The organism is Candidatus Margulisiibacteriota bacterium (genome assembly GCA_041658645.1).
In the GTDB taxonomy this organism is placed as follows: Bacteria; Margulisbacteria; WOR-1; order O2-12-FULL-45-9; family XYB2-FULL-48-7; genus JBAZZV01.
The window spans coordinates 22,321-34,362 of sequence record JBAZZV010000002.1 but is presented as its reverse complement, the minus strand read 5'-3'; the positions used below and the strand labels follow the sequence as shown (position 1 = coordinate 34,362).

General features: G+C 52.2%; 9 protein-coding genes and 3 tRNA genes. 5 read left to right on the top strand and 7 right to left on the bottom strand.

Annotated elements, in window-relative coordinates:
* Positions 1-10 precede the first annotated feature (10 nt).
* The 5 genes from WC903_01805 to WC903_01785 all read right to left on the bottom strand — a co-directional run bounded on the left by WC903_01805 (position 11) and on the right by WC903_01785 (position 8,240).
* Positions 11-3,478 carry a hypothetical protein gene (locus WC903_01805; protein ID MFA5892690.1) on the bottom strand — a complete coding sequence of 1,156 codons (3,468 nt, stop codon included), beginning with the start codon at positions 3,476-3,478 and terminating at the stop codon, positions 11-13.
* 269 nt (positions 3,479-3,747) lie between these two features.
* Positions 3,748-5,874 (bottom strand): hypothetical protein, encoded by a 2,127-nt coding sequence (locus WC903_01800; protein ID MFA5892689.1) that lies wholly within the window; start codon positions 5,872-5,874, stop codon positions 3,748-3,750.
* Positions 5,875-5,955: 81 nt separating this feature from the next.
* Entirely contained in the window at positions 5,956-6,663 is a 708-nt protein-coding gene (gene hisA, locus WC903_01795; GenBank protein ID MFA5892688.1) for a 1-(5-phosphoribosyl)-5-[(5-phosphoribosylamino)methylideneamino]imidazole-4-carboxamide isomerase, read from the bottom strand.
* A 90-nt stretch (positions 6,664-6,753) separates the two neighbouring features.
* Entirely contained in the window at positions 6,754-7,377 is a 624-nt protein-coding gene (hisH, locus tag WC903_01790; protein MFA5892687.1) for an imidazole glycerol phosphate synthase subunit HisH, read from the bottom strand.
* Positions 7,368-8,240 (bottom strand): ROK family protein, encoded by an 873-nt coding sequence (locus WC903_01785; protein ID MFA5892686.1) that lies wholly within the window; start codon positions 8,238-8,240, stop codon positions 7,368-7,370. Before WC903_01785 ends, hisH begins: the two co-directional genes overlap by 10 nt.
* A gap of 65 nt (positions 8,241-8,305) precedes the next feature.
* Here WC903_01785 and WC903_01780 point away from each other — a divergent pair.
* The 5 genes from WC903_01780 to pyrR all read left to right on the top strand — a co-directional run bounded on the left by WC903_01780 (position 8,306) and on the right by pyrR (position 10,077).
* A tRNA-Arg gene (locus WC903_01780) sits at positions 8,306-8,379 on the top strand.
* A 9-nt stretch (positions 8,380-8,388) separates the two neighbouring features.
* Positions 8,389-8,473: transfer RNA gene (locus WC903_01775), tRNA-Ser, on the top strand.
* 6 nt (positions 8,474-8,479) lie between these two features.
* A tRNA-Ser gene (locus WC903_01770) sits at positions 8,480-8,566 on the top strand.
* A gap of 22 nt (positions 8,567-8,588) precedes the next feature.
* Positions 8,589-9,503: a hypothetical protein gene (locus WC903_01765; GenBank protein ID MFA5892685.1), complete on the top strand. Its 915-nt coding sequence runs from the start codon at positions 8,589-8,591 to the stop codon at positions 9,501-9,503.
* Between the two features lie 22 nt (positions 9,504-9,525).
* A complete protein-coding gene (gene pyrR / locus WC903_01760; GenBank protein MFA5892684.1) occupies positions 9,526-10,077 on the top strand; it encodes a bifunctional pyr operon transcriptional regulator/uracil phosphoribosyltransferase PyrR in 552 nt (183 codons plus the stop codon).
* Here pyrR and WC903_01755 read toward each other — a convergent pair whose 3' ends face one another.
* Positions 10,078-11,028 (bottom strand): hypothetical protein, encoded by a 951-nt coding sequence (locus WC903_01755; protein MFA5892683.1) that lies wholly within the window; start codon positions 11,026-11,028, stop codon positions 10,078-10,080. It abuts the gene before it with no gap.
* A gap of 143 nt (positions 11,029-11,171) precedes the next feature.
* Positions 11,172-11,861 (bottom strand): hypothetical protein, encoded by a 690-nt coding sequence (locus tag WC903_01750; GenBank protein ID MFA5892682.1) that lies wholly within the window; start codon positions 11,859-11,861, stop codon positions 11,172-11,174.
* Positions 11,862-12,042: the final 181 nt, after the last annotated feature.

The window sequence follows — 12,042 nt, the reverse complement described above, 5'->3', positions numbered from 1 at the left end:
ATTGTTTTGTTTAAAAGGCATCGTTATCAGCAACTGGGTCCTTTTTTGATGGAGTAACAGGAGGCGTATTATTCTTGTTTGCGCTGGCTACCGGGGCTTGGGGTGTTGCTGGCGGTGAACCGGCAACGGCGCCGCTAGATTTAAAGCTTTGTTGGGCCAGTTTAAGATGATCCTTGCCAGTCGGCTTGCTGGCATCATTATATGTGGTGTAGGAGCCGGCGGTGGCGTCATAACCGGGGTTGCTGTGGCGCGCCTGATAAATAGTGTATGATGCCCATGATTTACTGCTCCCGCTGAAGTATGTTATCTGGAAGTTGTCAGGGTCAGTTTCCTTGACGGTCGGGAGATAATCCGCAATTTCTTTAGCGAAATTATCCGAGTCAAAACCCCGCCCCTTGCCGCCATGTTTTATATCGGCAAGCGCATACGATAGTGCATTGACCGCATCCTGCTTAAGTTCCGTCTGGCGCTGGGCTGTGAACATTCCGTCTGGTGGAGCTGATTTTGCCAGTTCAAAGGCCTGTCGGAAGTGCCAGGCCGCTTCCCGATAAAGCTGCTGCTTAGTAAATCCACCGGGGAGAGTGGCATTGCTTTTTGCTAAAGCATAAAGGAGCCGGCCGCGCACAAGGTAGGCATAGGCTTTCTGCTGTGGCGGCAATTGCTCGTTTCTTGTTAATTCGTTCAACTTGTCCAACTTGGTCTGCGCGTCGGGATGATCATAGTTCTGGACCATGACAATTAGTTCGCTGGGGCTGGCGCGCTTAAGTTCTTCATCATTGATAGGTTTTAAAAGTTTTGATTCTATTGCAGCAATCTCTTCCCTGACCCAAACGCGCGGTTCGATCATTTCTCTGACTTTTCTAAGCGAGGGGGTCCCCTCATTTCCCCACGGGAAGAATATTTGAGCATCGGAAGTTTCCGGATTGGTTGCCCTGATAGCGGCTAAAGCATCCATGATTAAGCCATTGTCACCTTCTTTTTCTCTATTGGTGTAAATATGGTGGGCAAGCTGGGCCAGGGCCTTTTTCTTTTCTTCCGGGTCCGCTATTTGTTTGGCGGCATCCAGCGCCCTTTTATAATCTGAATTATTATTCTTATTATGTTCGAAGATTTTCTTGAACATTTCAGTTTTACCCTGGGTATTGGTAATGCCCTCGGCAACCTTGAAAGCTGCGTCCGGATTTTTCTGTTCAAGATATTTACCAACGATCTCCCCAAGGGCGCGATCTTTATCGTCAACCGTTAATCCCCTGGCCTTAGGCATCTTGTTGGCGGCGTTTGTAGCTTGGGTTAAACGGTTTTTGCTAAGATTGTCGCTGAAAGCTTTCCTGACGCCCTCCGCGTCGTCTGTCCCGCCACCACCGACCCCGCCATCTTCCAATTTGCCGGTCTCGAGCCACTCATTGGCATTTTCCGCGTTGAAAGTTCGCGGATTGAAGCGGTCAACCCGGGCAAGCACCTTTGGATCAACGCCGAAAATTTGTTGTGTATCACCGGTGTAGGAAGCGAGGAGGAACTGGATAGCCCGGTGGGCAATTTCCGCTTCAACGTTCTCATTGTTTTTTAATTTCTCCCAATTCTCAAGCAGATGCTCGATCAGCGCCGGATTTTCCTTATATTTTTCCTCGAGTTTTTTTCTGGCATCCTTGAGATCTAATCCTTTAATCCCGGCAACATTTTTGCGGACGCCTTTATTTTCAATCTCTTCGAGAGTATCTTTGGCAATAACCTGATAACCCCGGGCAGTTTTAAAAGATTCCGCGGCCTTTTTAATATCTTCATCGGTTGGCGTCTGACCTTCGGCTTTACCCCAGGCGGCATAAGTTTTGACAACATCTAAGGCCATATTTAATTCGGCCAGGTCAACATATCCATCCCCTTCACTGACGCGATTGGGATCGGAATTGCGGTCGATGAAACTATGATAGGTGGCACCGATGCCGAGCCGGGCCGCTTCCTCGCGATCGATTTTCTCGTCTTTCCAGACGGCATGAAAAGCTTCATAATTGGTAACGCCAAGGTTTGACAGTATCTTCCAGGCCTGGCGTTCACTATCATTCTTGAACTCTCTCGGCTTCCGCTCGGCCTGGCTCGGCTCAACAACAATAACAGCCGTGCGTATTGAGTCTTTAACCAGCCAATCAACCGAGCCAAGCGGCGTGGAGAGGCGGCGTGTTTCTTTAATGTTCAACGGTTCCCCGTCATCTCGCTGCTCAATATAACAAGCGTTATATCCAGGAGTGAGAATGTGCCATTGATCGTCTTTCCCTTTTTCAACAACAAGATAATTTGCCCTGCCATTCTGGGAGAAAGAAATAATTCTTTCATTCGGGTGAAGCGACGCTTTCAAAATCTCCAGATTGGGATTGTTTTTATTACGCAAACCATCAAGAATAGCTTGATCATCGGTATTGAAAACCCCTTTGCCTTCAAGCCGGTCAATTAACGCTCTAAGATTATCTTCGGCGGCTGTTTTGGCAGTTTGTTTTCGAACACTAGCTGATAGAAATTTGTCTTCTGCATCAACTTTTTTCTGTGTTTCATCAATATTAATGCGAACGCCATTGATCTTATCCTGGATTTCTTTGGGCAGTTCCTTGCCGCCATAAGCATCTCTATATCTCGCTTCCAACGAGCTCAATCGAACGTTTAGACCCTGGGAATCGCCGGCGGTCGCCACCGACTCGGCCTTATCCGCTGGCCGGCCGTTAACGATCTTTTTCCTGTCATCAAGCGCGGCTTTACGCTGTTCAAGGGGTGCTTTGACATCAAAGGGTGTATTAGCTTTCCCGGCATCAGCGGATAGTTTATCAAGATCGGCACTTAGACTCGCCAAGTCGGGGTTAAGGCTATTCACGGCAACAATTTCTTTTGCTTTTTTATCAATTGTTGCCTGGTTCGGCTTATCACCGGCGCCGGCTTTGACTCTGTTGACCAAGGCGGTAAGATCAATCGATTTTTCGTTCAGGCCGCCATTTTTGGCCAATTCCATAAGCTGGACCATAATAGCGCTTAAAACATTAGGAGGATTATCTTTACCGATGGCTTTTTCCAGCACATCCTGGATTTTTTCATTAGACACTTCGAATTGACCTTGAGCGTTCTTTTTATAAAGTACCGCTTTCCCGCCTTCTATCCTGATCGCGTATATGTCATTACCTACTTTAATAATGAATATAGCCTTGGGCGAAATTGAAAAAGCAGTCAGCCATTTTCCTATCGAACCGGAGTAGGGGCCGCTGCGAACCGCAGGATCGAATTGATAAGCGGTGGGGCGGGTGGCCTGGGGGGAGGCGGTGGCTGGAGTAGCTGTACCACCATTAGTAGCTTTTGGGGAAGCGGGGGCAGAAGTCTCATAAAAATCTGTCGTGGACACACCAGACTTCGTGTAAATGTTATTGCACGCTTCTTGATCTTTTACAGGAACATTTTTACTTGTTCCATTTGTGTATGTTACCTTGCAGATTCCGTCCGTCATTTTTCCCCCTTATAAAACTAAAGCCCGCCTGTGTTAAAAGCGAGCTCAAAAACTCTTTTCTCGTCGAAACCACCGGTACAGGCAACCGAAGGTTTCATCCTCTTCACTTATATTATCGGACCAACTGGCGAATAACTTGCATCGTACAACCCGAATTTACGAATCTAGCACGAATACTCTAATATCCGAAAATTCGAGCCTTCGTTATAATTATCGGGATGGAAAGGTAAAAACTTGCATCCGGACAAGGAGTTGCCAAAAAGATGAAATTACGCCGCTGTTTGAAACTTTTTGAGGCGGTGGACAAGAACCGGTTTATTGAGGGCTTCGACGATATCCGGATCTTTTTCCAGCTCTTCGATTATTTCGTCAAAACCTGCCATTTTCTTTAATTCCTTGATCAGGGCGTCGATAGTGCCGACTTCGCCGCTGACCAGCCGCATCAGGGTGCCGTAAAGCAAGACCTGGGTCGAAAGGGCGGCCAGTTTCTCGTCCGACCTGGCCGCGGCCCTGGAAACCGCCTGGACATTAGCCAGCTGGCTTTCCAGTGCCTGGACGTAATAATTCAGGCGGTTGGAAACCGGCTTATAGGCCGGCGTAAAGGTTCCGGGGGTGACGGGCTGAGCCGGGATCAGGTTATTGACGGATAAAGCCGCCTGGATCTCGGCCATCAAGCTTTTCGGCAGGATGTATTCGGCTTCTTTAGTAAATGTTGACAGCGCCTTGATCGATTTAGCGATCTCGGTTATCTGCTTGACCGATCGAATATTCCCTTGAATTGAAGGTTTGGAAGACGCATGGCTGGCAAACCGGCTGGCGGCAGGGGCAACAGCCGAGGTCCCCAAGTTATTCCGGCGGGACAGTTTTGACGATCTTCGGGCCTCACGAACGAGTTCGAATATTTGCTGGACCCTGGCCGTCAGCTCAACGAGCTTTTTGGCTGTCGCGACCGGTAAGGCAGCGGCAACCTTAACATTGTTTTCCGCGGCGATCAGCCGGCTGATGACCTGCAGACGGGCAGCTTTGTCGGCGCCGGTCAGCGCCTGCTTGATAACTTTGCCGTCTATCACTTCAGAACTCTTTTGACTAAGCAGGGATTTGGCAACCTCAACAATAACTTTGTCGTTAATCTCCGGGATAGCCAGCGACAGCTCTTTGGCGGTCTTTGGGTCGATAACCGATTTAATGGCCAGCTGTTGGCCGGCCGGGGTGGCCACGAAATTGAGAATTACGGTCTCCAGAAAAGCTCTGGCCGGAGCGTTCCCCGCTTTAACCGCAGTCAAGTAGGCGGCAGTTAAGACCTTGATCGCCTCGGCGGCCGGTCGGATCGCCGGCTTTTTGGCTTCGGCGACAATATTTTGCGTCACTGCCTTTGGGCTGTCATTGGCAGGTTTGGCGGCTATGGCCGAAGCTATTGGTTTGGGAGCTTCTCCCAGGGCTTCTCTTAAAACCGCGGCCACGGCACCGGCTAACGCCGGGGTTCTTTCGGGTTCTCTGGCCGCGATCTTAATAGCGGCTTCGATGATCTCATTAATTTTTTCGGCGGGTTTGCTGCGAATCTCTTCAATAATTCTGGTCTTATCGGCCCGATCTTTTATCTCGATCCTCAAGCTTTCGACACGGGGCCCTTTTTCGGTCGGTCGTTCATTGACGATAACCCGGACGGACGCCGAAGTTTCTTCTGCACCCCTGGCGACGGCCCGTTCAATGGTCTCCCGGCTTAACTGTCCTGTTCCCTTAGCTTCGCGAACGATCTCTCTGACGATCTTTTCGCCCAGCTCGGAGGCCGCGATCCGCCCCATTATTTCCGCCAGTTCGGAATTTCCTTCGATCCGCATTAATTCCCGAGGGAGCCCCGGAAGGGTCTTGTCGCGGACAACTTCCTGTTCGATAACTTCCCTTGGCACAGCGATCTCTACGCGGAAAGATTCGGAAGCCGATCCTTCATGGACAGGATTCATTTCAATTTGCAGTCGAATTAGATCGCGGTCAAAAGTAATGCTTTTTATTTCAGCGCCATCGACTTTTGGAGAGGCCTTGGTTATGGCTTCGAATTGATCGGCGGCTTTTTCTACCTGTGCGATCAATCTCGCCATTTCCGGAGCGGCGTTCTTACGGGCGGCTTTCAGGATCTCTCTAAACTCATGAATTTGCTGTAAGATCTGCGTTTTGGGCAGGCGGGTCAGGCCCTCGACCCCGGCTTCTCTCAATAAGATTTCGAGGCGGATTATCCTCGATAACAGATGCTGTTCTCTCAATGAGAGGTGCTGCTGTCGGCCCAGGGTTTCCAGGTTCCGGCGCAAGGTTGACAAAGAAGAGTGGAGCGAAATTTTCAGCCGGGCGGCGATGGCCGCGGACAGATGCGTCACTTCAATTCTTTTCAGTTGGTTTGGCATATTTCTTCCGGATATTTATCGTCAAATTACGCCAAGAATTTCACTTTATAACGATTTTGAATAAGGGGATAAGGGGGCGGGTTAAATGACTTCTGCGAGTTTTATCTTGCCGTCATAGAGCGCTTTGCCAACGATACAACCCTCGGCCCCGGTCTCTTTCAGCCGCTCAATATCTTCCTTGGTGGTGACGCCGCCCGAGGCAATAACGGGGACCCGGATCTCGGCGACGAATTTCTTGATCCCATCGACATTCGGCCCTTCCAGCATCCCGTCGCGGGAGATATCGGTATAGACAAAGCGGCCGACCCCGAGCGAGACCGCTTCCTTGGCAAAGGTGAAGATGTTCTTCTTGGTGACGTACATCCAACCTTCGCCGGCGGCGACTTCACCTTTGGCGTCAATAGCTACGGCGATCTTGGCGCCGAACTTCTCGCAGGCGCTCGATAGTAAATTTGGGTTCTTGATGGCGGTGGTGCCGAGGATCAGCCGGTCGGCGCCGAACTTGACCAGGTCGGAGATGACTATGAAGTTGCGCATGCCGCCGCCGATCTGGACCGGGATATCGACTGCCTTGATCAAATCTTTGATAGTTTCGATGTTCTCCGGCGTGCCGGTCCGGGCACCATCGAGGTCGACCACGTGCAGCCGTTTGGCGCCGGCGGCCGCGAACTCAATGGCTACCGCGACCGGGTCGTTATTATAAATAGTCACGGCGTCGTAGCGGCCCTGCTTGAGCCGGACGCATTTTCCGCCGAGTATGTCGATCGCCGGTATTATTTCGAAAGCCACTTTTTCCTCCACTCTAACTCACCCCCCTAGCTGCGACAAATCTTCGCTCCCCCCTCTCTTATTAAGAGAGGGGGGAAGGGGGGGGTGAGTTTATTTACATAACTTGCCGAAGTTCTGCAATATCCTCAAGCCTTTTTCGCCGCTTTTTTCCGGATGGAACTGGAGGCCGAAAATATTGTCCTTCCAGACCGCCGAGACAAATTCTACCCCATAATCGGTCCGGCTGGCAACTATCCCCTCATCCGCCGGGACGGCGTGATAGGAGTGGGCGAAGTACATCATGCTCCCGCTCTCGAGCCCGGCAAAGAGCGGGGCGGGACGCTTGATCAACAGTCGGTTCCAGCCCATATGCGGGATGCTTTGCCCGCTCCAGGGGGTGCCGGCGAAAGCGAACCGCTGGACCGTCCCCGAAAAAATGCCGAGACCGGACTTTTGCCCTTCTTCCGAAGAGTCGAAGAGGTGTTGCATACCGAGGCAGATGCCGAGGAACGGCTTGCCGAGGGCGACCGCTTCTTCGATGACAGTTTCGAGCGAAAGGGTCCGGAGTTCTGAGATCGCGGAATCAAAGGAACCCACCCCGGGGAGGACGACGCCGCTGGCGGTTCTAATCGTGGTTTTGTCCCTGGTGATCTCGGCCGGGACGCCGGCCGCCTGGAAGGCTTTCTGGACGCTGCGCAGGTTCCCCGCGCCGTAATCGATGATCGCTACAGGCATAGGGCGATCGCCCCCAGGACGCCAACTTCATCGCCGAGCTTGGCCCGGACGATCTTGACGTTCTTGGCCGGGAGGGTGAGGGCGTATTTTTTGAACTCCTCACGGATCGGGGTGAAGAGGAGCTCGCGCATCTTGGAAACCCCGCCGCCGACGACGATCAGCTCCGGGTTGAAGACATTGACCAGGTTGGCAAAACCGATCGCCAGGTAATGGGCGGTCTCCCTGATGACCCGCAGCGCTTTTTCGTCTCCCTGGCGGGCGGCCAATTCGACCGAGATCGCGTCCAGGCCGGCCCGTTTCTTAATCGCCGTGCCGGAAGCGAGGGCCTCGAAACAGCCGTAATTACCACAGCCGCAGATAGGGCCGTGGGGGTCGATGATCATGTGGCCGAACTCACCGGCCGCGCCGATCGCTCCGCGATAGAGTTTGCGGTCGATGATGATCCCGCCGCCGATGCCGGTCGAAACGGTCACATAGATAAAATCCTTGGCGTCGCGCCCGGCCCCGAACTTTGCCTCGGCCAGAGCGGCGCAATTGGCGTCGTTGTCCAGCTGGACGGGGAGCCGGAACCTTTTTTCCAGGATCTTCTTGAGGTTGACCTTTTTCCAGCCGGGGAGGTTGGGCGGCTCGATGACGATCCCCGTTTCGTAGAGGATCGGGCCGGGGACGCCGATGCCGAGGCAGTGGACCTTTTTCTTGGAGCTGCTCATCAGGGCGGCGACCGCTTTGATGACATTGTCGATGACCGCCCGTTGCCCTTTGCCGGCTTCGGTCGGGATGTTGACGTCGGTTTTGATCTTGCCCCGGTCGTTTGCCAGAGCGGCGGCGATCTTGGTCCCGCCGAGGTCAATGCCGATGATCATGATGCAAGTCAGTATACCATATTTATACGTGATGTGATATTATGAAATAGCGTAGTTTGATATTTGCGCCTATAGCTCAGCTGGATAGAGTACTTCCCTGCGAAGGAAGGGGTCAGGCGTTCGAATCGCCTTAGGCGCATTTTTTCATGGAAGGGTGTCCGAGTGGTTTAAGGAGCTCGCTTGGAAAGCGTGTGTACCGCAAGGTACCGTGGGTTCGAATCCCACCCCTTCCGTTCCGTGGAGAGGTGGCCGAGTGGCTGAAGGCGATCGCCTCGAAAGCGATTTTACCAGAAATGGTAACGGGGGTTCGAATCCTCCCCTCTCCGTATCTTATGTTATAATTCTCTCATGTTAAAATATGGAACTGACGGGTGGTACGCGGTCATTTCCGGCGATTTCACCCTGGATAACGTCGCCAAAGCCGCCCGGGCGGCAGCCAGCTTCCTGGTCCGCCGCCGCCTCCAAACCCAACCCTTGGTCGTTGGCTATGACACCCGGTTCCTTTCGGACAAATTCGCTGAAGCGGCGGTCAAAGTGCTGACCGGCGGCGGGATCAATTGCTTGTTGGTTGAGCGTGAGACGCCGGTCCCGGTCATCGCCTGGGAGGTCCTGGACCGCAAGGCGGCCGGCGGGCTGGTCATTACCGGCTCCTGTTTGCCGATCGAGCAGAACGGCCTCCGCTTGATCGCGGCGGGCGGCCGGCCACTGACTCCGGAAGAGGCCAAGGAGATAGACAGGTCTCTCTCCCAGGAAAATGTTAGTCACCCGCGTGGCGTCCCCCAGGGGTCGGAATCGAGGTTCGAGCCGCGGGAGCGCTATTTAAAATATCTTCACTCCCAAGTTGACGGAGAATTGATCAGGCGAGCTGGCTTGAAAGTCGTCGTTGATCCGATGTTTGGGTCGGCCCGCGGTTATTTTGACCGGTTTCTCCAAGAACTTGGTTGTCAGGTTGAGGCGATCCACGACCGCCGGGATGTCCTTTTTGGCGGCCGTGACCCGGTCCCGGTCGGGGCAAACCTGGCGGAATTGCAGGCCAAGGTCCAAGAAATTGGCGCGACGTTAGGTTTGGCGCTCTGTCCGAGCGGCGAGCGGATAGGGCTGGTCGATAAACAGGGCGTTTTTCACGCCGAAGGAGAGATCCTGCCTAAGATCATAGCCTATGCGTCCAAGGAAAAAGGGTTGTCCCCGTCCGACCTCAACGGGAATGCTTTGCTGGCAGGGGCGTTGCTGGTGGAGATGGCCGCGGCCAAAGTTGTGCTATAATTCCTATAAGGAGATGATCATCATGGCTAAAAAACTGAAAAAAGACAGTTCCCTAAAAATAATGATGGATGAGGTGGAGATGAACCGGGTCTTGCGCCGGATCGCCCACCAGATCATAGAAGCGAACAAAGGGATCGATGATGTGATCCTGGTCGGGATCATGCAGCGCGGTGTCCCCCTGGCCAAACGGATCGCCCAGATCATCGAAGCCCAGGAAGGGAATAAGGTCCAGGTCGGATCGCTCGACGTCTCTCTCTACCGCGATGACCTGGCTAAAAAAGGGAAATACATCGAGGTCAGGAAATCCGACATCCCGTTCTCGGTCGATGAGAAGGTCGTGGTCCTGGTTGACGACGTTATCTTTGCCGGACGCACCATCCGGGCGGCGCTCGACGGGCTCAAGGATTACGGCCGGGCCGCCAAGGTCCAGCTGGCCGCTTTGATCGACCGCGGCCACCGCGAACTCCCCATCCATCCCGATTTTACGGGGAAGGTCATCCCAACGGCTAAGAAAGAGAATGTCCGGGTGGAGGTCATGGAGATCGACGGAGTGGACAGGGTAGTTATTAAATAGTTATTGCGGCCACTGGTCGGGTCTGTTTCTGATCAAGGTGGTTCTCACCGGGCCTGGTGTGATGAATATTGTTTTAGGGACTTCTGCTAAGAGTTGAGCCGGATCGATCACGTCTTTTAGAGAGATCACGAAATGGGCCAGGAAAGAAGCGCGCTGCCAGCAGGTATTTCTGAAGGGTTCAGAGTGCCGTTTAAAGAGCTGGAGGTCAGGATGGGAAGAATCTTTGAGAGCGCTGGTCAAGTTGTTCCTTAAAGCCAGATCGACCTCCACATAGCGGCTGCCGAGGTTTCGTTGGAATTTCCAGCCAAAAGTGACTTGAGGATTTTGTCCGGGGTCAATATCATTGTGGAGCGCCCCGCCATAGCTGGCCACGTTTTTTCCTGGAAGGGCCATTACCTGCCTGATCTTTTCTTCAAGTTTTTTTGTTATCAGTCTGTCGAGTTTTGGGGTTAAGCTGCTGAGCCCCAGTTCATACCTCATCACCTCATGCTGAATTTCCGGATTATTTATTTCAGCATAGGTCGGCCCGCCGCCGTGGACACGGATACCCAGCGCTTTGCTTTTTGTCAGGAGTTCTCTTATTCCCTGGAAGATGCAGATGTTTGACAGGGCGAAAAGATAGGGTGTATTTTGCTCGTCAAGGGAGCCATTTGGCGAGTAAAAGTAATTGAGTTCCGTTTCAATGAATTGATCGCTGACGATAAATTCGATGACTAGGTCATTGATGTGGTGTTTTGCCAGCTCGGGCATGATGGATTCGGCAAATATCTCCATTGTTGATCTGGCGCCCGGCAGCTTGTTGCTGCCGCAGGGCATGTGGATCTCGCCGAAGGCGATGAGGCGGGGGTGGTATTTATTTAATATGTTGGCGACGACCTCGGCCGGATCGCAGTCTGTGTTCGGATTGCAAAAATCCTTCGGCACAGGCGACGATCGGACGATCGGGTCCATAAGCAGTGGAATTCCTGTAATCATTGCTAATTGTTTTTCGGGGGAGGGGAGGTAAAATTTCAGTCTATTTTGTGGCTCACCGGGAAAACAAAAGCCCCCCGATAATTCGGGGGGCTTTGCTTATTTTTCGACCTACCTTTTAATTACTTGGTAGTGTTAACTATGTGAGCATTTTTTGCGGCTTGCTGTTCTCCTATTGCGGATCGATGCGACGTCTCGGGAACTAACGGTCCAGTTGAATTGGCGACTGGCCCATGAACCACAGTAGCTTTACCAGCACTCGCTTCTTCTCCTTGAAGATTTCCCACAGAGGCTAATCCCGATGAGGTTTTAACGGGTTTATGATTTGCATCTTCCGGCTTTTTAGGCAGTTGAACTGTGGCCTGGGCAAGAGCCGCGTTGGATTTTGCCTCGCGCTTCGGATCGATCACTCCTGCCGTCGCTGGTCTACCGTTGCCTTTTAATGCGGCGTCTGTATACAATTCTTGAGCGCGCAGAGGATCAACCACCACCTTATTTTTTTCAGAACCGCAAGTTGAAACAGTGGTGGAAGTTATTAACCCTTCGTCGCTTTCAACCATCTGGATCGCAGTGGTGCATTCCTGCTTGGCAGCTTTGCTTATTCTCGCCTCATCAGCAGTTGTATTGTATGCCCAGACTTGATCACTTGAGTCGCTTTTGTCTAATTTCTCTGTAGTTCCCTGTCGGGGAGCGTTTGATGTTTGTTCAACATCATCGCACACGAAATTTCGAGGCGCGCCTTTCCTAATCGAACCTAACCCGACATATGACTGAATACAATTGACTGGAACTTTTCCGGCTGGATCTCCCATATTATTTTACCTCCTGATATTCTGAATGCTGACTTCTTATCTATTCTTTCCGGCAAAAAACCCCGATCGACCATCGAAGTGATTCCGCTTAACGGAGTCAATTACCTATCACTTATATAATCGTATGGGGGAAGATAAAACTTGCATGATTTATGGATAATATGAGTGGAAATAAGCGCGT

What these genes read in the sequence shown, in the direction of transcription:
- hisH (MFA5892687.1), bottom strand. Translation starts at nt 7,377, where the DNA reads ATGCCTGTAGCGATCATCGATTACGGCGCGGGGAACCTGCGCAGCGTC.
- WC903_01750 (MFA5892682.1), bottom strand. Translation starts at nt 11,861, where the DNA reads ATGGGAGATCCAGCCGGAAAAGTTCCAGTCAATTGTATTCAGTCATAT.
- WC903_01800 (MFA5892689.1), bottom strand. Translation starts at nt 5,874, where the DNA reads ATGCCAAACCAACTGAAAAGAATTGAAGTGACGCATCTGTCCGCGGCC.
- WC903_01805 (MFA5892690.1), bottom strand. Translation starts at nt 3,478, where the DNA reads ATGACGGACGGAATCTGCAAGGTAACATACACAAATGGAACAAGTAAA.
- WC903_01785 (MFA5892686.1), bottom strand. Translation starts at nt 8,240, where the DNA reads ATGATCATCGGCATTGACCTCGGCGGGACCAAGATCGCCGCCGCTCTG.
- pyrR (MFA5892684.1), top strand. Translation starts at nt 9,526, where the DNA reads ATGGCTAAAAAACTGAAAAAAGACAGTTCCCTAAAAATAATGATGGAT.
- WC903_01765 (MFA5892685.1), top strand. Translation starts at nt 8,589, where the DNA reads ATGTTAAAATATGGAACTGACGGGTGGTACGCGGTCATTTCCGGCGAT.
- WC903_01755 (MFA5892683.1), bottom strand. Translation starts at nt 11,028, where the DNA reads ATGGACCCGATCGTCCGATCGTCGCCTGTGCCGAAGGATTTTTGCAAT.